Raw genomic sequence first — 22367 nt, 5'->3', positions numbered from 1 at the left:
CGGTCTTGAGGGAGACTTTTCAAAATGGTGTCCAGAGTTTTGACGACTGTGTCACGGCGCGACTCCGTTAAACGGGCTGGCCTGGCGCTGGCCCTGCTGGCGGCTCTGCCCTTTGTGGCTGGCGCCGCATGGGCGGCGGTGACCGCCAAGGATATTCAGGTGGCCGCACGGTCCATCGCTTTCATGCAGAATCCGCCCACGGGCGCGGTTCGGGCCGTGGTGGTGTTCGAGGCGGGCAATGCCGACAGCAAGGCCGCCGCCGAGGTGGTGGCGGCTCAGGTGGCCGACAATCCCAAGGCGGGAAAGGCCACGCTTGAGCCCGTCGTGGCCGCGGCGGACAGCGTGGCCGGTGCCGCGGTGGTCTTCATTCCCGACGGGCTGAGCGCGGCGGCTTCCGATAAGGCGGGTGCTGCGGCCAAGGCGGCGGGCATCCCCACCATCGGGTTCGGGGAAACCTGTGTTCGTGCCGGCCACTGTGTGGTGGGCATTTCCACCACGCCAAAAGTGACCATTCTGATCAACAAGGCGGCGGCCGCATCGGCAGGGATCGGCTTTTCCGCCGCCTTTCTGATGATGGTTCAGGAAGTTTGATGATCCGGTTGGGGCGCGGCGGGCAGGCGTGCCCGGATAGGGGTCCACAGAGTTACGGGTGCCGGAAGGAATTCAAGATGAAAAATTTGACGAATGCTGGTCAGGCCGGGGTGCCGGTGCGGGGTCGCGGCCTGGCGCGGGCCATGGGTATGACGCTGGCGGTTCTTGCCCCGCTGCCCGCCGCGGCGCAGACCATCGATCACGGCTCCATGGAAATGCTGTTCGGCGAGCCGGTGACCACCTCCGCCACCGGCAAGCCGCAGCGCGCCTCCGAAGCGCCGGTGCCGATGGACATCATCACGGCGGAAGATATCGAGCGCACCGGCGCCAAGAATATTCCCGATGCCATCCAATACAGCCTGGGTGTGGACGTGGTGCGCCTGACGCCGCAGGCGGCGGATGTGGCGGTGCGCGGGTTCAACTCCCCGCTCAATCCGCGCCTGCTGGTGCTGGTCAATGGCCGACAGGTCTATTTCGACCATTTCGGCATGACCTTCTGGGACGCCATTCCCGTCCAGATGGGCGAAATCCGTCAGATCGAAATCGTGCGCGGGCCGAACACGGCGCTGTTCGGCTTCAATGCCGCAACCGGCGTGGTCAATATCGTCACCTATGATCCGCAATATGACGACGTGAACGATGTGCGGGTCACCTATGGCACGCAGGACACCAAACAGATTTCCGCCGTCAGCACGCTGGATCTGGGCGATGTGGGCGGCATAACCTTTTCCGGCAGCGCTTTCGGCGCGGATGCCTTCGATCCGCAGGGCGTTCCCGGCGAGCCGGACGTGCTGCCCAATATCGACCCGGAAACCTACAAGCTCTCCGCCCGCGGCCAGTTCCAGGTGGGGAACAACACGGTGCTGGGCTCGGAAGTGACCTGGTCTTCCACGGATCGGGCGACACTGGTGCCCTTCTTTCTGGGCGGCAACCCGGATGTGGAAACCTATTCCCTGAAAGGCACGCTGACCCATGAAGGGTCGCTGGGGCTGACCAAAGCCAATATTTATTACAACAATCTGGACCATGAGGTGTTCATCAACGGCATCGGCCAGTTGTTCTTTGAAAACGATGTGCTGGTGGCCCAGCTTGAAAATCTGTTCAAGGTGGGCGCGGAGCACAGCTTCCGCCTGTTCGGCGAAGTGCGGGACAACAGCTTCGAGGCCGATTTCGCCTTCAACCCCTTTGGCGACACCATGCGCTCCGGCTTCAACAGTTTCGCGCTGTCGGCCATGTGGAACTGGCGCATGAGCGACAGTCTGGATCTGACCGCAAGCGTGCGGTACGACAATGCGGACATGGAACGCGATGGTCTGCTGGTGCCGGGCCTGCCCTTCACCAATGACGATTTCGACAAGACCATTGAGGAAGTCACCTATAATGCGGGCCTGGTATGGACGGCGACCCCGCAGGACAAGGTGACCCTGTCCGCCGCGCGGGGCGCCAAGCTGCCCAGCCTGATCGAGTTTGGCGGCAATGCGGTGCGGCCTGGCCCGCAGCCGGGGTCCAATGTGCTGGTGATCGGCAATCCGTCGCTGGATGCCATCGGCATTGAAAGCTTCAATCTGGGCTATGTGCATAATTTTGCAGGTACCGATATCCAGCTTGAGCTGGATGCGTTCTATACCAGCCTGTCGGGCAATATCACCATCGGCAACTTCGCGCCCGCATTCGTGGTGCCGCCCAATGTGGTGCTGCAACCCTTTGACGTGGGCGAAAGCGAACAGGTGGGCGTGGAAGCCCGGCTGAACGGCACCACGGGCAAGGTGCGCTGGGAAGTGAACTATGCCTATCTGGATGTGGATGATGATTTCGACACGGTGGTCAACGGCGCCATTCGCCGGGCCGCGGATTTCGAAAACAGCACGCCGGAGCATCGCATCAATGCCCTGATCGGGTCCGATATCACGGATCGGCTCAGCGTGGATCTGCAAGCTCAATGGGTGGACAGCCGCCAGTTCCTGAGCATCATTCCCGCGCCCACCGGCAATACCTTTGAATTCATGGATGTGGATGACGTGCTGACCCTGAATGGCCGCATCGCCTATGAAGTGCGTGACGGCGTGGAGCTCAGCGTGACCGGCTTTGCCCTCAACAAGGGGGGGAATTTCCGCACTTCTCAGGCCGACCCGATCGAAAGCCGTGTTCTGGCCAGTATTCGCCTTCACTGGTAGGTCGCTGGTTACGCGCTGCTGATCATCAAAAAGGGGCGGTCCCGATCGCCCCTTTTCCTATATGGGTCTTTTCCTATATGGGTCTGGCGCCCTGTGCCGGGGCGCATCCCGGCCACCAGCCATCAGTATCAGGATCAGGCGGTTTCGCGCACCAGCATCCGAAACGCCACGCGAAAGCTGTGCCGGCTTTTTTTGCAGGCGGATCGGTTTACCAGAATTTCAAGGCCGCCGCGCCGGGTAGCGGGTGTGCGATCGGTGACCCCGATGACACAGCGACCCGATTCCACGCAGGAAAGGTCGCCCGATACGGTGAGCAGTTCCCGTGCCCGTCCGGCGCGGGCGACTGCATCATGCAGGTGCGCCTGACCGGCTGGTACCAAAACCAGCGAACGCCGATTCAGCGCCATCAGGTCTGTCGCGGGTATCATCCGGGCCGGGGACGTGGTGGCCCCCACCGCATCGATCGCCGCCACAAGCTGCGTGGCGATGCGCCGGCTTCCCGGGTTTTTGGCGTCATACACCACCACCGGCGCGCCGGACGTGGCGTGCCCCGTGGTCTGATCGGCTGCCGCCAGGGCGAGCCGTGCCTGTTTCATGGCCAGCGCACCGGGGGAGTCCGTGGCGTCCGGGGATTCGTCCGATCCATAACTGGGCACGGCCAGCATGACGCATAACAGAAACACGCTCGTCAGGCCGGCGGCGAGAAACATCAGTGGCAGGGCGGATGGTAAAGCCGGCCTGGTGCGGGTCTGTGTGGAGTGGGTGGTTTTCATCGGATCTCTCCCTAGCTGTCCCAAGGGTGCAAGATTTCTTGCATCAATCAGTTTAGGGATTGCCCATGAAAACCCGGTAAACAGGTCGTCTCAATTCGATTCAAACTGATCAAGTCTCACCGAATTCCAATGGGGGTGCGCCGTGTGAGCGGCGGGCTTCAGGGTCTGCACCCAGTTTTCCAGCGCGTTCAGGCGGCTGTCCCGATCGTGGCGGAGGCTTTCGCGGGCGGTCTTCATGCGGGCTTCGGCTCCGCTGATCTGCCCTTGCAGGCGGGCGAGCGCCTTTGCGGCGGGATCGTGGGTGGTCTGCATTCCCGGCCCGGCGCCGTTTGGCAGCGTTACTGGCGCCGACCAGTGCAGTGGCGCCGCTGTGCTGCGGGCGGCGATATTGGCCTGTCTGTACCGGGTCAGCCGATCGGCGATATCCCGGTCCAGCGCGGCAAGTCGGGCCGCGGCGGCCCGGCGTTCCGTGGCCAGCAGGGCGGTATGGTGGCGGGCCATGTCCAGCCGGCTTCGCAAGCGCGCCATATGCCGGATCAGCCGCTCAAGGGTGGTCTCAAGCGCCTGATCCACCGCTTCTTCCGCCGCGCGCCAGGCATGGCGGTATTGCCGGGCCGCGGCGGTGCGGGCGCGTGTGGTGCGGCCATAGCCGGGATAGGGGTCATCAAGCCCCCGCGCGCCGAGCAAAAGGCCCGTCAGGGTCACCAGCATCCCCACCAGAATCACCGGCAGCGAAGCGCTGCCCACGCCCGATTCCACCGGTGTCACATGGGCGGCCGCATGGGCGCTGTGAAAGCGGGCCAGCAAGCCATGCCCCGTCAGGGTCAGGGTCAGGAAACCACCCAGTTCCGCGATTGCCCTGAGGCGTGGTTTCCGGTCCCGGTGCAGCAGGCGGCGCCCGCTTCGCGCCCCGATCCACTGCGCTGCGAGGCTGGTGCCACCCCCGGTCAGCAGGGCGAGTGCCAGTGTCAGCGGCTGGGCCAGCGCCAGATTGTTGCACAGGGCCAGGAACAGCGCCGCGCCGCTCATCAGCGTGGCGGCAGCCAGCACGGCAACCCGCCGGGCGCCGCGGAGGCCGTCTTTCGCCGGGCGGCTCAGCCCGTGATGGCGACGGAACCGGGCAAGGGCGCCCTCCGCTCGCCACAGGGCGGTGGCGGCATGGGCAAGCCGGTCTTCCTCGTTATGGAGCGCATTGGCGAGTCGGGCATGACCGGCGCGGCTGATCCGGTCCACCCGGTTGCCCGGATCGCGGGCCAGGAGGCCATCAATATTGCTGGCCACCGCCGTGGACAGACCGGCAAGATAGGTGGTCAGTCGCGCCTGTTCGGCGGCGCGCTGGCGAAACAGGTGCTGCTCGAACGGCGCGCAATCATAAGGGGCGGAGCCGGGCACGTTCGCCCGTCCGTCCCGTGTGCCGGCGCGGGCGGCGGTGGCCGGATCCGGCAGGTCGGCGGTGGGCGCGGGGCGGCGCGGCGCCCCGCTGGCCATGGTCGGGGTCGTGTCATGGCGGGGCGGGTCACCCGCCGTGCTGTGATCCGGTAGGTCGAACATCGATTCCGGCCTTACTCATATACTGGGATATGTACCGTAATACGGGATTTTTGATATTTGAACTCAACAAAAAGTGATATTGCCACGGCGCCGACCGGCGCACCCGGCCCCCGTGCGATTCGCAAAAGTCCATGCCTTTGATTGACCCGGCCACCGGGGTTTTTATACTCGCCGCCAAACCGGCCCATGCCTGGCCGGGCGCGATTCTCATTTCGGGTGTTTCAATTCAGGTTTTCTCAGGCGGACGGGAGTTTGCATGTCCTCAGATATCAAGAAAGTGGTGCTGGCCTATTCCGGCGGGCTCGATACCTCCATCATCCTCAAATGGCTGGAGACCACCTATGACTGCGAGGTGGTCACCTTTACCGCCGATCTGGGTCAGGGCGAGGAGCTGGAACCCGCCCGCAAGAAGGCGGAGGACATGGGCATCCGGGAAATCTTCATCGAGGACCTGCGCGAGGAGTTCGTGCGCGATTATGTGTTCCCCATGTTCCGCGCCAATACGGTCTATGAAGGCCAGTATCTGCTGGGCACCAGCATCGCCCGGCCCCTGATTTCCAAGCGCCAGATCGAAATTGCCCGCCAGGTGGGGGCGGATGCGGTGTGCCATGGCGCCACCGGCAAGGGCAACGATCAGGTGCGCTTCGAGCTGGCCTATTACGCGCTGGACCCGGACATCAAGGTGATCGCGCCCTGGCGGGAATGGGATCTGAACAGCCGCACCAAGCTGCTGGCCTTCGCCGAAGAGCACAATATTCCCATATCCAGGGACAAGCGCGGGGAGGCACCCTTCAGCGTGGATGCCAACCTGCTGCACACCTCCAGCGAGGGCAAGGCGCTGGAAGACCCGTGGGAACCGGCGGAGGAATATGTCTATAGCCGCACCAACGCGCCGGAGGATGCGCCCGATACACCGCAAATCATCGAGATCGGCTTCGAGAAAGGCGATCCCGTGTCCATCGACGGGGAGGCCCTGAGCCCCGCCACCCTGCTGACCCGGCTGAACGATCTGGGGCGGGAACATGGCATCGGACGGCTTGATCTTCTGGAAAACCGCTTTGTGGGCATGAAATCCCGCGGCATCTATGAAACGCCGGGCGGCACCATCCTTCTGGAAGCCCATCGCGGTATTGAGCAGGTAACGCTGGACAGCGGCGCCATGCACCTGAAGGACGAGATCATGCCCAAATATGCCGAGCTTCTTTATAACGGTTTCTGGTTCAGCCCGGAGCGGGAGATGCTTCAGGCCCTGATAGACAAGAGCCAGGAATTCGTCACCGGCACGGTGCGGCTCAAGCTCTATAAGGGCGGTGTGCATGTGGTGGGCCGCAAAAGCCCCTACAGCCTGTATTCCATGGCCCATGTGACCTTCGAGGAAGACAGCGTTTACGACCAGCGGGACGCCGAAGGCTTCATCAAGCTCAATGCGCTGCGCCTGCAACTGCTGAAAAAACGCGGCAATGTGACCGAGCCGCCTTCCTATGAATAGGCAGCCCGCCATAATGGCCGGGAGCGATGCTTGAGCGATATTGTCGTCATCATCGCCCCGGTCTTTCTGATCATTCTGGCGGGTACCCTGCTGGGGCGCACACGGCTGTTCCCGGACAATGCCAGCCATGTGTGCATGAATTTCGTTACCTATCTGGCGATTCCGGCGCTGCTGTTCCGCTCATTGGGCGCTCGACCCTTGCCGGGCGGGGCGGAAATGCTGCTGGTGGCGGCCTATTATCTGGCGCTTTACGCGGTCTATGCCCTGGCGGTGCTGGTGGCGGGCCAGCTTTTCAACCAGACCCGGCCCGAGCGCGCCGTGTTCGGCCTGTCCGTCAGTTTCGCCAACGGGGTTTTCATCGGCGTGCCGGTGATGGAAGGCGCGTTCGGTCAGGAAGGGGTGCGGCTTCTGCTGATCATCCTGTCCTTCCACACCCTGACCCTGGTGCCGGTGACAACTTTCCTGCTGGAGCGGGGCCGCGCCCTGGACGGGCCGGGCCGCACGCCCGTGGCGCGGGTGGTGGTGGAAGCTTTCCTGTCCATCCGGCAGAACCCGATCATCCTGGCGCTGGTGTTTTCCCTGCTCTGGTCCGCCTGTGGTCTGCCCTTTCCGCCCTGGCTGGATCGGCTGACCGCGCTGCCCGCCCAGGCGGCGGCGCCGGTGGGGCTGTTCGCGGCGGGGCTGGCGCTGGTGGGCGTGCGCATCGCCGGGGATCTGCCGCAGGCGCTCACCGCCGTGGGGTTCAAGCTGGTGCTGGTGCCCGCGGCGGTTTATGCCATGACCCGCTTTGCCTTTGACCTGCCGCCGCTGTGGGTGGGCACGGCCACGCTGCTGGCGGCGCTGCCCACCGGCATGATCGCCTATGGTTTCGCCGCCCAGTTCGATGTGGGCAAGCGCCGGGCCGCCACCACGGTATTGCTGTCCACCCTGTTGTCCGTGGTCAGCCTGACCGTTCTGCTGACCCTGCTGGTTTGATCCGGGGGCGCCGATGGCACAGCCGACCCTGATCCTGCACCCCGGCGCGCCGAAGACCGGCTCCACCAGCCTGCAACATTTCCTGCATGACCAGCGCCACCGGCTGGCGGCGGCGGGGGTGCATTATGTGCCCCGCTTTTTCACCCGTGGCCGGGTGGACCCGCTGCACCGCCTTTTCGTACGCCTGCGGCGGGAAAGCGATCCGGCCCCCTTTCAGGCCGCCATTGCCGACCGGGTGGACAGCCTGATGGCGGCGCCGGGCTGCCGGGCGCTTCTGGTCTCCAACGAGGCGCTGATCGGCCCGCCGCTGGTCTATGGCGAAGGCGCCTTTTTCCCGGCGGCGGATCGGGCGCTGGGCCTGCTGGCCGGGGCGCTGGGGGACCGGCCCATCCGGCTGATGCTCACCGTGCGGGAATTTTCGGCGTTTCTGATCAGCTATCACGGCCAGTTCGTGCGCATGGGCGGGGCCACGTCGCTGGACCATTACGGCCAGTGGATCATGCCGGATGCCTTTAGCTGGGCGCCGCTGGTGGCCGGGCTGCGCCGCCATTTCCCCGCCGCGCCGCTGGACGTGGTGGCCTTTGAAGACATCATGAAGCCCGATGGGCCGGACCCGGCGCGTATCCTGCTCGGCCCCTTTTGCCCCGCTGATCTGCCGCCTTTCAGGCCGGAACGCTATCGCCGCAATCCGGCGATGGAAACCACGCTGCTGGAAGCCCAGCGGCGCCTGAACGGGCTCGCCAATCGCCTGTTGGGCGGCAAGCGGGGCGGCGATGTGAAGCGCTTTTTCCGCCGAGCCGTCTTCATGCCGCTGGAACATCTGCCCCGGCGGCGCGCCGCTCCCCGCCCGGACCCGGCCCTGCCGCTGGACCGCGCGGCGCTGGCCGCCGCCTATGAACGGCAGCGGGCCGGGCTTGTCACCATTGGGGCGGACGGTGTAAGGGACGGCCCCGCACGCATGTCATCAGGAAAGGATCAGGGCCCATGAAACGCTGGAATGTCTATCTGTCCGGTGAAATCCACACCGATTGGCGCGACACCATCGCGGCGGGCGTGCGAAATGCCAACCTGCCGGTGACATTGAGCGCGCCCGTGACCGTTCACGCCGATTCGGACGATTGCGGCGCCGCCATTCTGGGTGAGCCGGAAAGCGGCTTCTGGCGGGATCAGATGGGCGCGCGCATGAATGCCATGCGCACCCGCACCCTGATCGAGGACGCGGACATTGTTGTGGTGCGCTTCGGCGACAAGTACAAGCAATGGAACGCCGCCTTCGATGCCGGGCTGGCTTACGGCCTTGGCAAGCACATCATCACCCTGCACGACCCGGCCCTGACCCATGCCCTGAAAGAAGTGGACGGCGCCGCCGCCGCCACCTGCGAAACGCCCGAACAGGTGGTGGACGTGCTGACCTATGTGATTACGGGCACCCTGAAGCGGGGGTGATTTTTTTTGCCGCTCACGCCGGGCAGCTTGTGCCCGGCTTTTTTCCGCTCACGCAAGCGTGCTGTCGCACGCGCTCCGCGAGGGCGCCGCATGGGCGCGGTCGTGGCCTCCGCTCATCCCGCGCAATGGCGGGATGGCGGTAGAGGCTTCTTTTCGCTCACGCAGGCACGCTGTCGCGTGCGCTCCGCGGGGGCGCCGCACTTGCGGCGGGCCACGGTCGTGGCCTCCGCTCATCCCGCGCAATGGCGAGATGGCGGTAGAGACTCCTTTTCGCTCACGCAGGCACCGCATTGGCGGCGGGGCGCGGTCGTGGCCTCCGGCGCTGCCGTGGGCAGCACCGGTAGAGGCAGCGCCCGGTGCGAGGAGCGGGGTTGTTTACCGCTTACGCTTTGGCGCTTCAGCCGCTGATAAAGGTGCCGTGCAGGCCGTTCAGCACATATTGGGCGGCCAGGGCGGCGACGATGATGCCCAGCACGCGGGTCAGCACGGCATGAACCGTGGGGCCCATCAGTTTCATCAGCTTCGTGGCCATCAGAAAGGCAATGAGCGTGGCCAGCAGCACCAGCGCCAGCGCCGCCACCACGGCAAGCTGGGCCTGCATATTGCCTTCGTGATTGGTCATCAGCAGCATCACCGTGGCGATCGCCCCCGGCCCGGCCAGCAGGGGCAGGGCGATGGGAAACACCGAGATGTCCTCGAAATAGCCGTCCAGCTCTTTGGCGGTTTCTTCCCGCCGTTCGCCGCGCTTTTCCATCACCATTTCCAGCCCGATGATGAACAGCATGATGCCGCCCGCCACGCGCAGGCCGTCCATGGTGATGCCCAGCGCATTCAGGAAGGGTTTGCCCACGGCGGAAAAGAAAATCAGGATCACCAGCGCGATGGCCACGCCCTTGAAGGCCATGCGGCGCGCCTCCCGCGGCGGGGCGTTCTTGGTCATGCCGCCGAAAACCGGCGCCACGCCGATGGGATCGATGATCACAAAGAGCGAGACGAAGGCGGTGACGAAAGCCTCATACATGGCGCTTTCCCGGTTTCAGGGGTTACAGGCTTGCCGCGTTCACACCGGTCTGGCGGCAGGCGGCGGTGAGGGTGTTTTCCAGCAGGCAGGCAATGGTCATGGGCCCCACGCCGCCTGGCACCGGCGTGATGGCGGCGGCGTTTTCAGCGGCCTCGTCATAGGCCACGTCCCCCACCAGCCGGGTTTTGCCGTCGCCCTTTTCCGGGGCGGGAATGCGGTTGATGCCCACATCGATCACCGTGGCGCCGGGTTTGATCCAGTCGCCGCGCACCATTTCCGGGCGGCCCACGGCGGCCACAACTATGTCGGCCCGCCGGGCTTCCGCTTTCAGGTCCGCCGTGCGGCTGTGGGCGATGGTGACGGTGGCATTGGCCCCCAGCAGCAGATGCGCCATGGGCTTGCCCACAATGTTGGACCGCCCGATCACCAGCGCGTGCCTGCCCGACAGGTCGGGGCCCAGCCGGTCTTTCAGCAGCATCATGCAGCCCATGGGCGTGCAGGGCACCAGCCCCTTGCCGCCGGTCATCAGCAGGCCCGCATTGACCAGGTGGAAGCCGTCCACATCCTTGGCCGGATCGATCCGTGCGATGACGCGGGCGTCGTCCATATGGTCGGGCAGGGGAAGCTGCACCAGTATGCCATGGATGGCCGGGTCCGCATTCAGTCGGTCCACCGTTTCAAGCAGGGTGGCTTCATCCGTGTCCGCATCCAGATGGATATGGGTGGAGGCCATGCCCGCTTCCTCGGTCCGCCGCACCTTGTTGCGCACATAGACCTGGCTGGCCGGGTCTTCCCCCACGATTACCACGGCCAGGCCGGGGGTCAGGCCGTGATCCTGTTTCAGGTGGCCCACCTTTTCGGTCAGGCGCGCGTGCATACTGGCCGCAAAGGCCTTGCCATCGATCCGGTGTGCGGTCACTTCACTGCCCCTTTTCATTCCCCGTCGCCTGATTACCGCCCCTGGGCGAATCGGGCGCCAGTCGCGCCGTGATGTCCGGGCCGAGCATAGCGGCATCCCCTGTCAGGCACAGGGTTTTCACGCGCCCGGTTGTCCCCGCTATAAGACTGATTCGGCCCTTGGGCAAGCGCAGCTTTTTGGCTACCAGCCGGATCAGCGCCTGATTGGCCTTGCCTTTTTCCGGCGGTGCGGTGACGCGGGCGGAAAGCGCCGGGCCATCGGGCGTTTCGCGGACCTCGCCCAGGTTGTCGGCGCCGGCACCGGGGCTCAGCCTCACGCGAAGGCACAGGTCGCCCCGGCGCAGAAAAAGCGCCGGATGCAGGGGCTGGCTGTTGCGGGTCATGCCGGGCGCACCGGGGGCTAGACGCCGAGAAGGACCGGCACGATTTCCGTATTGAACAGGATGCGCAGGAACTGCACCAGCAGGATCAGCACCAGCGGCGACAGGTCCAGCCCGCCCATCATCGGCAGCAGGTTGCGGATCGGGGCCAGCATGGGTTCCAGCAGGCTGTTCAGCGACTGCCCCACCATGCGCACGAAAGGCTGATGCAGGTTCAGAACATTGAAGGCGATCAGCCAGCTCATGATCACATGGGCAATGACGATGAAGAATACGATGTCGAACAGGGTGTTGATAAGCCAGACAACGGCCTGCATGACGTTTCTCCCGACAGATTTGGACCGAACCGGTGGGGCGCACTTCATGGTTGGCCCCGTTTGAGCATGAGTTGTGCCGATCCTGGCCGCATTTGTCACGGATTTTGCTGCATACCCCGTGCGGGTTGGCCCGGCGCCCCCGGATACGGCAATTTTTGCCGGGTTTCAGGGGCGTTGCGCACCGTTCGGGGTGTTTTTTGTGCCTAGTTGTGAGGCCGGAAATGCACTATAATGGCTGTTGGCTCCGCCAGAAGGGCGGCCCCCGAAGGCGCGCGAAGCGCCATGACCCGAAGCGCACGGGTGCCCGATATGAACGGGTATCCCGGATAAGCGGGTGACAGATGCCAGTGGCCGGTTGGCCGGTGCGGTGTCTCAAGCGGGATTGGACAGAAGGCAATGGCACTTTTTGGTTTAGGCGGCAACAGTGGGGGCTTTTTCGGCGGCGGTGGCGGTCTGTTCGGCGCGTCCCAGCCGCAGCAGCGCACCCGGATTGTGGGCATCGACACCAATCTGTTGCAGGCCAGTTTCAATGCCCGGCTGCAACAGAACAGCCTGTCTTCCCTTTCCGCGGCGGATCGCCAGCGCCTGGCCGGTGGCAACCGGGATCAGGGGCCGGATGTGGTGCCCCCCTGGCAGCGGGAACAGGATGATGCCGACAAAAGCCTTGAGGCCAGGGTCCGCGGCATTCAGGCGGGCGGCGCCTTTATCGACCCGGACAGCGCCATTCTGGAAGAAGTGGCCGGTGACAAGGACAGTCGCCTGACCTTTGGCCTGTTTCAGGGGCTGAACAAGTTGCAGACCATTGCCGAGCTTGCTGCAAAAAAAAGCACCACCGATGCCACGCGGGAGCGGCTGGACGCCCTGTTTCAGGAAGGTTTCAGCGAGGTGCAGCAGTTCCTGTCGGAAAGCGACAGCGACAAGCTGGATATTTTCTTCGGCGAAAAGCGCAAGGATGCGGAATCGGATGCCACGCTGGGCCGGAAACTTTCCAGCTTCAGCGGCACCACCGTGGCGGCCAGCCCGGATGAGGTGCTGTCCGGTCTTACCGGTACCGAAACGTTCACCATCCGGCTTGAAAAGGGCGGCGATCAGGACACGGTCACGGTGGACCTGTCCCAGATGACGCAGGATCTGACCCTGCGCAATATTGCCTCTTTCGCCACTGACCAGATCAAGTCCGTTCCCCTGCTGGATGCCAATGGGGACCCGGTGCTGAATGATGACGGTGATCCGGTGCCCAAATATCTCACCGGTGTGGGTGTGGCCCGCGATGCGGAAACGGGCGCCTATGGCCTGAAGGTGAACGGCACCATCACGGAAACGGTGACATTCGGCTCCCCGAGCGCGGACCCGGCGCTGTTCGTGGCCAGTTCCTTCACCAATATCGATCCCGGTTCTCTCAGCCGTGGCCGTTTGCAGGAGATTTCCGGCCTCGACGGGACGCTGACGGTGGACCAGACCACAAATTTTGCCGGTATTGACGTGGATGCCACCCGCCTTGCCGGGCTGACGGCGGACAAGGAAGAAGATGATCTGGACCCGGATATTGCCGCCAAGCGGGATGAGCTTCTGGCCGATGCGCGGGAAGCCGTGGGCGCCGAGGAGCCGGAGGAGGAAGAGGCCGTCGATGCGCTGAATGCCTCCATCACCGATATCGGCGCCGACAATGTGGTGGGCGCCGAGACCGAGGCCAGCCGCGTGGTGGTGGACAGCGAAGGGTCCGTTTATGTGGTGGGGTCCAGCGCGGGCAAGGTGGAAAATCAGATCAACGCCTCCAGCGAGGAAGACGTTTTCCTGACCAAGTTCGACAATGAGGGCAATGTGGTCTTTTCCCGTCTTCTGGGGGCCACCGGTTCGGCAAAGGCGTTCGACCTGAAGCTGGACCAGGATGAAAACCTGATTCTGACCGGCCAGACCGACAGCGACCTGACCCGCACCGATGTGATCGATGGTCAGGATGCCTTCGTGTCCAAATTCGCCAAGAACGGGGATGAGCTGTTCCGCTATCAGCTTGATGCCTTCCCCGCCAGCGCCGGGCTGTCCGTGACTTCGGATGCCAACGGCGACGTGCTGGTGGGCGGCTTTACCGATGGCGGCATTTCCTCCAGCTCCGGCTTTGGCGGCGTGCGGGACGGCCTGTTGCTCAGGCTGGATGGCACCACGGGCGCGCTCAAGGACAGCGATGTGTTCGGCGGCAGCGGATCGGAAGAAGTGCGCGGCGTGGCCAACGCCGCCGACGGCAATGTGTTGCTGGCGATCGAGCGGGACGGCGAGGCCCTGCTGCGCAAGGTGGACAGCGCGGATTTCACCAATGTACTGACCGAAACCAGCCTTGGCGCCATCGGTTCGCAGGGGAGCCTGGACAGTCTGCGCGTGGACGGCACCGGGATCTTTGTGGGCGGCACCACCTCCGCCGATGCGCCCGATGCGGGCGGCACCGCCACGGTGAATGGCAGCCTGGCCGGCGGGCGGGATGGCTTTGTCACCCGGCTGACCGATAATGGCGTCAGCCTGGACGGCGATTTCACCACCCTGTTTGCCACATCCGGGTCGGATCGGGTGAAGGATATGGTGGTGCAGAATGGCAAGGTGTTCGTGGCCGGGGATACCAGCGGCACGCTGGGCGGCGAAAGCAAGGACAGCCCGCGGGATGCCTTTGTCACCCGGATCGACGGCACCACGGGCACCATAGAGGACAGCGAACAGTTCGGCGTGGCCCTGTCCACACAGAATACGGGCGGCCTGGCCTTTTCCACGCAGGGCCGCAGCGTGCTGACCGAGTTGGGGCTGCCCGCGGGAACGGTGAACCCGTCCGAAACCCGCGATATCCAGACCCAGACATCCGCGCGGCCCGGCGACTTTTTCGAATTCCGCATCGATGACGGCGCGAAGAAGCGTGTGACGCTTGAAGACGGGGACACCTTTGAAGACCTGGCCCGGCGCATCCGCATCGCCAGCCGCGGCAAGCTGGATGTGGAATCCAAAAGCTCGCTGAGGGGCGACTCGCTGGAGATTGCCGTGAATACGGGGGAAGACCCGGTGGAGCTTTTTACCGGCTCCGGCGGTCGGGATCTGCTGTCCAAGATCGGCATGGAATCCGGCAAAATCCTGCCGGAAGACCGGGTTTTCGACATCTCAAGCGATGAGGACGAGGAAGAACGGGACCCGGATGTGGACCTTGGCGGCGTATTCTCGCTGGACCTGGACAAGGCGTTCAACCTGTCCGACCGCACCACGGCCAGTTTCGTGCTCAGCCGCCTGAAAACCGCCATTTCCACCACCCAGCGGGCGTTCCGGTCGCTGACTCCCAACCCGTTCGCGGACCTGTTGAACGATCCCCGCCGGCAGGAACTGAATGGGCCGGCGCCGGCCCGCATTCAGGCCCAGATCGCCAATTTCCAGGCGGGGCTGGATCGTTTGAACAGTGGCGGCGGCGGGGGTGGCGGCACCTTGTCATTGTTCACTTGATGCGGCATGAATCACGGTCGGTTTCAGTGACAGGAGGTGGCATGGTGCGGAGTTTGTTTTTTTACCGTCCCCCGATGGCCTTGATGACCGCCCCAATGGCAGCGCCCATGATCGTCGCCCTGATGGCTCTGATGATGGTTCTGTTGTCGCCCGCGCCCGCCGTTTTCGCACAGGATGAGCCGGCGGTGGACGTGGTGGAGCTGGACCCTTTCAATTTTTCCATCCTGCGGCGAGGCCGGGTGAACGGCATTGTCACGCTGATCCTGCGCCTGGAAGTGACCGGCGACATGGCCACGGCAGAGGTGGAAAAACGAAAGCCCCAAATCCGGTCGGATTTCATGACCGGCCTGGCCACGCTGGCCCGGCAGCGATTTCATCTGGATCGCCCGATCGATCCCGAACTGGTGCGCCGCTATCTTCAGCCCGTGGCCGATCGGCGACTGGGCGAAGGGGCGGTGGCTGTTCTGGTGAAATCCGCCAGGGTGGAGCCGCCGGGCTGATCGCCACCCGATTTTGCTGCACTGCACTTTTATCTTGCGCCGCACAAAACCGTGCGGCTTTTTTATTGCAATGCGGTAAGTTCTCAGGTGTGTCCTCAAGACGACACTTGTCCGTTAAGTTTTACAGCCGCCTACAGTTTTCTTGATTTCGTGCCGGTATATTTTAAAACTTCTGATGGGAGAGACACATTCAATCACCTGCATGGGAGGGGAGTCATGCGAATGTCCACATCTGCGGCGTCAAAGCGGCGCTTGAATGCCTTGGGGGGTCGTACGGCGCTGGCCGCGGGCACACTTGCTCTGGCCCTGTCCATGCCCGCTCATGCCCAGCAGGGCGGGGATGAAGGCGCCTTCACACTGGAAGAGGTGGTGGTCACCGGCACTTACATAAAAGGTCGGGATCAGTTCAACACGCCGTCGCCGCTGAAGGTGATCGGCGGCGATGATCTGGCCAATATCGGCGCCAACACCATTGCCGACCTGACCCAGACCCTGACGATCAATGCCGGGTCCCAGAACAACCCGGATGCCTTCACCCAGAACGGCACCACCGGCACCACCAACTTCAACCTGCGGGGGCTGGGCGTGGCATCCACGCTGGTGCTGCTGAATGGCCGCCGCCAGGTGGTGACGGGCACGCTCACCAATGACGGCGTGACCTTTGTGGACACCAGTTCGCTGGTGCCGGAAATCGCCATCAACCGGATCGAGATCGTCAAGGACGGCTCCGGCCCGCTTTACGGGTCCGATGCGGTGGCGGGCGTGGTCAACTTCCTGACCGATGATCAGTTCGAGGGTGTGGAGCTTTCCGGGCGTCTTCAGGGCGTGACGGACGAAGGCAGCCAGCGGGACATCAAGGTTCAGGGCAAGGTGGGCTGGCAGAGCAGCGATGGCCGCCACAACATCATGGCCGCCGCCAGCTATCTGGACCGCACCGAGCTGACCACGGCGGAGCGGCGCCTGTCCCGCCCGCAGGATGATACTTCCGCGCTGGGCAATCCGGGCAGCTTCATCGTGCCCGCGGTTCTCGGCCAGCTTGCCGCGCAGGCGGATCAGCTTGACGCCATCGGCCAGACGGAAGCCGCCGCGGGCCTGCGCGCGCTGGCGCAGAACAACGCCCCGATCATAGACCCCACGGGCTGCGAAAGCGTGGGCGGCATTCCGCAACCGGTGGCAGAGGACATTGCCGGTTTCGATTTCGGTACCTGCGGTTTCGATTTCGGGGACTTCTTCTCTCTGGTGCCGGAAGAAGAGCGCTTCCAGGCTTTTGCCACCTGGTCCTTTGACATTGACGACGACACCACGCTGCGCCTTGAAGGCGGGCTGGCCCTGAACGAAGCCACGCGGGGCAACTCCCCCACCTTCCCCTTCCTGCAAACGGGGTCGGCCATCGTGCCCAGCTTCCACCCGGCCAATGTGTTCGGGTCCACGGCGATTTTCCTGGGCCGCGCATCCGGCGTGGGCGGGGAGCGCAGCCCCTCCGGCACCGAGTCGGACACCTATCGTTTCAGCGCGGAGCTGACCGGCCCGATCTATGGGGACTGGACCTATGACGTGGGCGTGACCCATGCCGCCAACAACTTCACGGTCTCCACCGAGGACGTGATCACGGATCGCTTCCAGCAGGCGCTGTTTGGTTTCGGCGGGCCGAACTGTGATCCCTCCAGCTCGGCACCGGGCACCGGGAATTGCCAGTTCTTCAACCCGTTTGCCACCAGCTTCGGGCCGATCCCCAATGATCCGGCGGTGCTGGATCACATGATCGGCACTCAGGTGATTGACGGCAATTCCGAACTCACCGTGATTGACGGGGTGTTCTCCGGCTCGCTCTTCGATCTGCCGGCGGGTGCCGCGCAACTGGCGCTGGGCTTCCAGGTGCGGGATGAAACCTTTGGCCGGGATTATGACGAAATCTCTAACCGGGACGGCTTCGCCTTCATCATCGGCAACCCGGACTTTTCCAATGACCGGGCGATCAATGCCTGGTTCGGGGAACTGTTCCTGCCGCTGACCAACTGGGCGGACCTGACCGTGGCCCTGCGCCATGAGGATTATGGCGAAATCGGCAACAGCACGGACCCGAAAATCTCCCTGCTGGTGCGGCCCACGGATGATCTTCAGCTTCGGGGCAGCTTTGCCACATCCTTCCGGGCGCCCAGCGTGTTCCAGGTGAGCGGCGTGGGCACCGTTCTCAATCAGGTGAACGATCCGGTCACCGGTGGCACGGCCTTTGCCGCCGTGCGCTCCGCCCTGCCTGAAAGCGGTATGCGGGATATTTCGCCGGAACAGTCCGAAGCGTTCAATTTCGGTGTGTCCTGGCAGGGCGTGCCGGGGCTGACCGTGGATGTGGACTATTGGCGTTATGACTTCACGGACGTGATCATCCAGGAGAACTTTCAGGCGGTGGTCAATGCCGACCCCACCGGGCCGGACGTGATTCGAACCGCCGCGGGCACCATCGGCCAGGTGATCGTGGATTTCGTCAACGCATCCCAGGTGGAAACGGATGGCTTCGATATTTCCGTGAATTACCAGCTTGATACGGATTATGGCACCTTCAATCCGTTCTTCGAGGCCACCCATGTGATGAACTATGACCTTGAAGACCCGCAGGCCGGGCGGATCGAAGGCGCGGGCAAGCGCAACTTCGCCAATTTCGGCACCTCCACGCCCCAGTGGCAGTGGAACACCGGCGCCGGCTGGACCAATGGTACCCATGAAGCCCGCTTCTTCGTGCGCTTCATCGATTCCTATGAGGACGACCAGAACCCCGGCGAAAAAGTGGCAAGCTGGACCTCGCTGGACCTGCAATACAGGCTCAATCTGGGCGGCCTGTCGGACAGCCTGGAAGGCACGGCGCTCACGCTCGGCCTGATCAATGCCACCGATGAGGACCCGCCGCAGGTTTTCACCAATGGCGGCTTTGACAGCAAGATCCATGATCCGCGGGGCCGGGTCGGCTATGTGCAGCTTGATCTGAGCTTCTGATCGGCAAAACAGCCCCAGGCTGGCAATGGGGGTCGCGGGCCGTTGGTTCGCGGCCCTTTTTCGTGTTCGCCGCCCCGCACCTGCCGTTTCGGTCCTGGGGTGCGGGCTGATCCGTCGGTGGCCGCGCGTGCCTTTTGAGCAACAAGGCCATGACCGTCTTGTGAAATTCGCCCTTTGGCATGGGGATTGTCTTGACCTTTTCGTGATCCGTCTTGAAACTTGCGTCAAGACCGGCAAAAAACCCGGCCCGAACAATCCGTCTGGGGAGATGGGATTGTCAGGGTAACAAACCGGTCGCCGTTCACTCAGGGAGGGAAAATCCATGAAGTTTGCCTTGAAGGCGAGTACCGCTCTTGCCTCTGTCGGGGTGCTGTCTGTCGCAGCCCTGTCCGGCGGTGTTCACGCCCAGTCCACCGATGAGGAGGGCGGGGACGACATGCTGGTGGTGGAGGAAATCTCCGTCACCGGGTCCTATATCAAGCGCCGCTCGCAAGCCAGCACGGCCAGCCCCATCGATGTGACCAGCCGGAATGACCTGGAAATGGCCGGCGTGACCCGCATCGCGGAATTCGCCAATAATCTGAACATCAACAATGGTGCGCAGAACAACCCGGATGCCACCACACAGAACGTCTCCACGGGGACGAGCAACATCAACCTGCGGGGCCTGGGTGTGGCATCCACGCTGGTGATCCTGAACGGCAAGCGCACCGTGGTATCCGGCTCGCAGACCGATGGCGGCGTGGGCTTCGTGGATACCGCTTCGCTGGTGCCGCCCATCGCGGTGGAAAGCGTGGAAGTCCTGAAGGACGGGGCCGGGCCGCTCTATGGCTCCGATGCCGTGGCGGGTGTGGTCAACTTCAAGACCCGCGATGACTTTGAAGGTTTCGAAGTGACCGGTGAGGTCAAGCATGTGGACGGCACCGACCAGCGGGATATCACCGTGGGCGCCATCACCGGCTGGCAGTCCGATCGGGTCAGCGTGATGGCGGCGGTCAATTATATGGATCGCTCCAACCTGTCCCAGCGGGACCGGGACCTGCGCTCGGAAGAGGCGCTGGCGCAGAATGTGTCCATCTCCACCACCACCGGCCTGCCGGGCACCTTCATTCTGCCCACCGTGCCACTTGGCGACAATCTGACAGACACCATCGCCTTCCTGTCCCTGTTCGATCAGGTCCAGCCCGATTTCACCAATGCGCTGCCGTCCGGTTTTCCGGCGCCGCCGGTGCCGGATCAACTGGCGCAACTGGGCGTGACCACCAATCCCTCGCCGCCACAGATTCCCTTCCCGAACATTCAGGGGCTGACCGGCCTTCCGGGGGTTCCGCCCGCGGGGCAGGCGGGGGGCTTCCGCCCGCCCAACCCCGCCAATGGCGAAGGCGTGGCCTTCATTCCGGGGCCGGTGGCCCAGGCGCTGGGGCTGGGGGACGGGCCGATTTCCCTCGGCGCGGACGGCATTGCCGATGCGCTTTCGGCACAGGTGTACAATGCCATCTTCTCCGACCCGAATCTGGTGGCGGATGGTGTCAGCCTGGCCGATGCGGTGGCGCAGCAGCTCAATGCCAGCGGCGCATTTCCCGTGCCGATCACCGGCAACATGCTGAGCTTTGCCAATCCGGGCGCGCCGGACGGCGCCGCCACGCCCTTCTTCCCGGACCCGAACTGTGCCGCCGCAGCCGAGCAGTTTGACGATGTGGTGCCGCTGACGGAAACCTTCACCAATCCGCTGGATGGCTCCACCACCCAGGTGGGCCGCTGCGGCTATGACTTCAACAATCAGTTCGATCTGGTCCCGGATGAGGAACGCTTGCAGGGCTATGCCCAGTTCGAGGCGGACGTGACCGATCAGGCCACCATTTATGGCAGCTTCTCCTTCGCCAGAAACCGCACCACGCGGGGCAACTCCAACTTCCCCATCACCCAGACCGTGCCGATCGCGGCCAACAATCCGTTCAACACCTTCCGCACGGATGTGCTGTGGGCCGGGCGCACGCCAGGGTCCAACTTCACCAATGATCCCAATAACCCCAACCCGTCCAACCATAACAGCGACACCTGGCGGGCGATGGGCGGCGTGAAGGGTGACCTGAGCGGAAGCTGGACCTATGACCTGTCCGTCGTGCGGGCGGAAAATGATTTCAACTTCGATGTGGGGGACGGCGTTGCAAGCCGCTTCTTCCTGGCCCTTCAGGGCTTTGGCGGGCCGAACTGCGCGCCGGACGCGATTATTCCCGGCACCCAGGGCTGCGAATTCTTCAACCCCTTCGGCAGCGGCCTGGTGGGGGATGAAAATGCCGTGGTGCCGGTGCTGGATGATGGCTTCAACCCGATCATCGGGCCGGACGGCGCGCCCGTCACCACCAATGTGCGCAATTCCGACGATATCATGAACTGGATCATGGGCACGGTGAGCATCGATATCGACAGCACCATCAGCGTCTGGGACGCGGTGACCACCGGTGAGCTGTTCGAAGGGCCGGGCGGCACGGTTTCGGCGGCGTTCGGCTTCCAGTATCGGGATGAGCGGCTGGCCTATGACTATGACGAAAACACCAATAACGACAATTTCCTCTTTGTGCAGGGCGCGCGGGACTTTGACGACAGCCGGGATGTCTATGCCTTTTTCGGCGAGCTTCTGTTCCCCATCACGGAGGATCTGGAGCTGACCGGCGCGCTGCGCTATGAGGATTATGGCGGCAGCGTGGGTGACACGCTCGACCCCAAGGTGAGCCTGCTTTATAACCCGACGCCGGATCTTTCGCTCAGGGCCACATGGTCGTCCAGCTTCCGGGCGCCCAGCGTGTTCCAGCAGTTCGGCAACCAGACCAGCCTGAACAGCGTGAACGATCCGCGCAGCGATGCCGCCCCCTTTATCGCCATCCGCACCACGGGGCGGGAGGATCTGAGCCCGGAGACGGCGGACACCTTCACCGCCGGCTTCACCTGGAAGCCCTTTAACGGCTTCACCTTCGACGTGAACGGCTGGCGCTTCGAATTCCGGGATGTGATCATCCAGGAATCGGCACAGGAGCTGGTGAACCGGGCGCTGCTCGGCGGCGAAACATCCCTGATCGGCAGCCAGGTCTTCCTGGACCCGTCGTCCGGCGGCATCATCGCCATCAACAACCAGTTTGAAAATGCCGCCTTCATCAATACCCAGGGCATCGATGTGAAAGCCGATTATGTGTTCGACACGGATGCGGGCACCTTCACCATTGGCGGCTCCATGACCTGGGTGGAAAGCTACAATCTGCCCAATTTCGGCGGCGGTGAAGGGGTGGATCTGGCGGGCTTCCGCAACCGGGACACCTTCGGCGATCCGATCCCGGAATTCCGGGGCCAGGCCAATGTGAGCTGGGTCAATGAGCGGCACATGGCCAATGTGGTGGTGCGCCATGTGGGCCGCCTGATCGATGACAACAATTCCACCTTCGCCACGCAGGCGGCCAATGGCCTGCCGGACCTGAGCCAGCCGCTTGATCTGGTGAAGGTGGGCGACCACACCACGGTGGACCTGTTCTACAGCTATGACCTGAGCAACAAATGGGGCATGGCTGACGGCACCAACTTCAATATCGGCGCCGTCAATGTTCTGGACCAGCGCCCGCCGCCCGTACTGGGGGACGGTGGGTTCGAAACCCGCACCCATGATCCCCGTGGACGGGTCATCTATGCCGGGTTCCAGTTCGGTTTCTGATGCCAGGCCCTGCCTGAAACCCATGGGCGGTCCCTGATCGGGGGCCGCCTTTTTTCAACCACGGGCAGCGATATGT

General features: G+C 63.7%; 16 protein-coding genes. 10 read left to right on the top strand and 6 right to left on the bottom strand.

Annotated features, from left to right (window positions below; translation table 11 throughout):
- Window positions 1-24: 24 nt before the first annotated feature.
- Window positions 25-591 (top strand): hypothetical protein, encoded by a 567-nt coding sequence (locus WGH93_RS01350; protein WP_374763043.1) that lies wholly within the window; start codon window positions 25-27, stop codon window positions 589-591.
- Between the two features lie 77 nt (window positions 592-668).
- Window positions 669-2765, top strand: coding sequence for a TonB-dependent receptor plug domain-containing protein (locus WGH93_RS01345; protein ID WP_374763042.1), 2097 nt, complete (start codon window positions 669-671; stop codon window positions 2763-2765).
- Between the two features lie 134 nt (window positions 2766-2899).
- On the opposite strand, the gene WGH93_RS01340 is transcribed toward WGH93_RS01345, so the two are convergent.
- Together WGH93_RS01340 and WGH93_RS01335 are read right to left on the bottom strand one after the other, a co-directional pair.
- A complete protein-coding gene (locus tag WGH93_RS01340) occupies window positions 2900-3538 on the bottom strand; it encodes a hypothetical protein (RefSeq protein WP_374763041.1) in 639 nt (212 codons plus the stop codon).
- A 90-nt stretch (window positions 3539-3628) separates the two neighbouring features.
- Window positions 3629-5089 carry a hypothetical protein gene (locus tag WGH93_RS01335; RefSeq protein WP_374763040.1) on the bottom strand — a complete coding sequence of 487 codons (1461 nt, stop codon included), beginning with the start codon at window positions 5087-5089 and terminating at the stop codon, window positions 3629-3631.
- A 256-nt stretch (window positions 5090-5345) separates the two neighbouring features.
- Between WGH93_RS01335 and WGH93_RS01330 the strand changes: the two genes are divergently transcribed.
- The 4 genes from WGH93_RS01330 to WGH93_RS01315 are packed head-to-tail and all read left to right on the top strand — an operon-like array spanning window position 5346 to window position 8999.
- The gene (locus WGH93_RS01330; protein WP_374763039.1) at window positions 5346-6578 is read left to right on the top strand and encodes an argininosuccinate synthase; all 1233 of its coding nucleotides are present in this window, start codon (window positions 5346-5348) and stop codon (window positions 6576-6578) included.
- A 30-nt stretch (window positions 6579-6608) separates the two neighbouring features.
- Window positions 6609-7553, top strand: a complete 945-nt coding sequence (locus tag WGH93_RS01325) for an AEC family transporter (RefSeq protein WP_374763038.1) — start codon at window positions 6609-6611, stop codon at window positions 7551-7553.
- Between the two features lie 13 nt (window positions 7554-7566).
- The gene (locus tag WGH93_RS01320; RefSeq protein ID WP_374763037.1) at window positions 7567-8541 is read left to right on the top strand and encodes a hypothetical protein; all 975 of its coding nucleotides are present in this window, start codon (window positions 7567-7569) and stop codon (window positions 8539-8541) included.
- Window positions 8538-8999: a YtoQ family protein gene (locus WGH93_RS01315; RefSeq protein ID WP_374763036.1), complete on the top strand. Its 462-nt coding sequence runs from the start codon at window positions 8538-8540 to the stop codon at window positions 8997-8999. The genes WGH93_RS01320 and WGH93_RS01315 overlap by 4 nt, the downstream gene beginning before the upstream one ends.
- 397 nt (window positions 9000-9396) lie before the next feature.
- Here the strand turns inward: WGH93_RS01315 and WGH93_RS01310 are convergent, their stop codons facing one another.
- Genes WGH93_RS01310 through WGH93_RS01295 form a run of 4 tightly spaced genes read right to left on the bottom strand, consistent with a single transcriptional unit; the run spans window position 9397 to window position 11635 of the window.
- On the bottom strand, window positions 9397-10020 hold the full coding sequence (locus tag WGH93_RS01310; protein WP_374763035.1) for a MarC family protein: 624 nt from the start codon (window positions 10018-10020) through the stop codon (window positions 9397-9399).
- A gap of 22 nt (window positions 10021-10042) precedes the next feature.
- Window positions 10043-10939 (bottom strand): bifunctional methylenetetrahydrofolate dehydrogenase/methenyltetrahydrofolate cyclohydrolase FolD, encoded by an 897-nt coding sequence (gene folD / locus WGH93_RS01305; RefSeq protein WP_374763034.1) that lies wholly within the window; start codon window positions 10937-10939, stop codon window positions 10043-10045.
- A 1-nt stretch (window position 10940) separates the two neighbouring features.
- A complete protein-coding gene (locus WGH93_RS01300) occupies window positions 10941-11321 on the bottom strand; it encodes a DUF167 domain-containing protein (RefSeq protein WP_374763033.1) in 381 nt (126 codons plus the stop codon).
- A gap of 17 nt (window positions 11322-11338) precedes the next feature.
- Complete coding sequence (locus WGH93_RS01295; RefSeq protein ID WP_374763032.1) at window positions 11339-11635, bottom strand: YggT family protein; 297 nt, start codon at window positions 11633-11635, stop codon at window positions 11339-11341.
- A gap of 396 nt (window positions 11636-12031) precedes the next feature.
- On the opposite strand from WGH93_RS01295, the gene WGH93_RS01290 reads away from it, so the two are divergent.
- From WGH93_RS01290 to WGH93_RS01275, 4 genes are all read left to right on the top strand, one after another.
- Window positions 12032-15103: a hypothetical protein gene (locus WGH93_RS01290; protein WP_374763031.1), complete on the top strand. Its 3072-nt coding sequence runs from the start codon at window positions 12032-12034 to the stop codon at window positions 15101-15103.
- 95 nt (window positions 15104-15198) lie between these two features.
- Window positions 15199-15603: a hypothetical protein gene (locus WGH93_RS01285; RefSeq protein ID WP_374763030.1), complete on the top strand. Its 405-nt coding sequence runs from the start codon at window positions 15199-15201 to the stop codon at window positions 15601-15603.
- A 222-nt stretch (window positions 15604-15825) separates the two neighbouring features.
- Complete coding sequence (locus WGH93_RS01280; RefSeq protein WP_374763029.1) at window positions 15826-18591, top strand: TonB-dependent receptor plug domain-containing protein; 2766 nt, start codon at window positions 15826-15828, stop codon at window positions 18589-18591.
- Between the two features lie 322 nt (window positions 18592-18913).
- Window positions 18914-22291 carry a TonB-dependent receptor domain-containing protein gene (locus WGH93_RS01275; RefSeq protein WP_374763028.1) on the top strand — a complete coding sequence of 1126 codons (3378 nt, stop codon included), beginning with the start codon at window positions 18914-18916 and terminating at the stop codon, window positions 22289-22291.
- Window positions 22292-22367 lie beyond the last annotated feature (76 nt).

Source organism: Yunchengibacter salinarum, assembly GCF_037658235.1.
GTDB lineage: Bacteria > Pseudomonadota > Alphaproteobacteria > Sphingomonadales > Kordiimonadaceae > Yunchengibacter > Yunchengibacter salinarum.
Note: the sequence above shows the minus strand (reverse complement) of the source record. Positions and strands in the feature narration are given on the sequence as shown.

Excerpts from the sequence above, each read along its gene's own strand:
- WGH93_RS01290 (WP_374763031.1), top strand. The coding sequence starts at position 12,032 with ATGGCACTTTTTGGTTTAGGCGGCAACAGTGGGGGCTTTTTCGGCGGC.
- WGH93_RS01340 (WP_374763041.1), bottom strand. The coding sequence starts at position 3,538 with ATGAAAACCACCCACTCCACACAGACCCGCACCAGGCCGGCTTTACCA.
- WGH93_RS01315 (WP_374763036.1), top strand. The coding sequence starts at position 8,538 with ATGAAACGCTGGAATGTCTATCTGTCCGGTGAAATCCACACCGATTGG.
- WGH93_RS01285 (WP_374763030.1), top strand. The coding sequence starts at position 15,199 with ATGGCAGCGCCCATGATCGTCGCCCTGATGGCTCTGATGATGGTTCTG.
- WGH93_RS01350 (WP_374763043.1), top strand. The coding sequence starts at position 25 with ATGGTGTCCAGAGTTTTGACGACTGTGTCACGGCGCGACTCCGTTAAA.
- WGH93_RS01275 (WP_374763028.1), top strand. The coding sequence starts at position 18,914 with ATGAAGTTTGCCTTGAAGGCGAGTACCGCTCTTGCCTCTGTCGGGGTG.
- WGH93_RS01310 (WP_374763035.1), bottom strand. The coding sequence starts at position 10,020 with ATGTATGAGGCTTTCGTCACCGCCTTCGTCTCGCTCTTTGTGATCATC.
- WGH93_RS01300 (WP_374763033.1), bottom strand. The coding sequence starts at position 11,321 with ATGACCCGCAACAGCCAGCCCCTGCATCCGGCGCTTTTTCTGCGCCGG.
- WGH93_RS01345 (WP_374763042.1), top strand. The coding sequence starts at position 669 with ATGAAAAATTTGACGAATGCTGGTCAGGCCGGGGTGCCGGTGCGGGGT.
- WGH93_RS01280 (WP_374763029.1), top strand. The coding sequence starts at position 15,826 with ATGTCCACATCTGCGGCGTCAAAGCGGCGCTTGAATGCCTTGGGGGGT.
- WGH93_RS01335 (WP_374763040.1), bottom strand. The coding sequence starts at position 5,089 with ATGTTCGACCTACCGGATCACAGCACGGCGGGTGACCCGCCCCGCCAT.
- WGH93_RS01330 (WP_374763039.1), top strand. The coding sequence starts at position 5,346 with ATGTCCTCAGATATCAAGAAAGTGGTGCTGGCCTATTCCGGCGGGCTC.
- WGH93_RS01320 (WP_374763037.1), top strand. The coding sequence starts at position 7,567 with ATGGCACAGCCGACCCTGATCCTGCACCCCGGCGCGCCGAAGACCGGC.
- WGH93_RS01295 (WP_374763032.1), bottom strand. The coding sequence starts at position 11,635 with ATGCAGGCCGTTGTCTGGCTTATCAACACCCTGTTCGACATCGTATTC.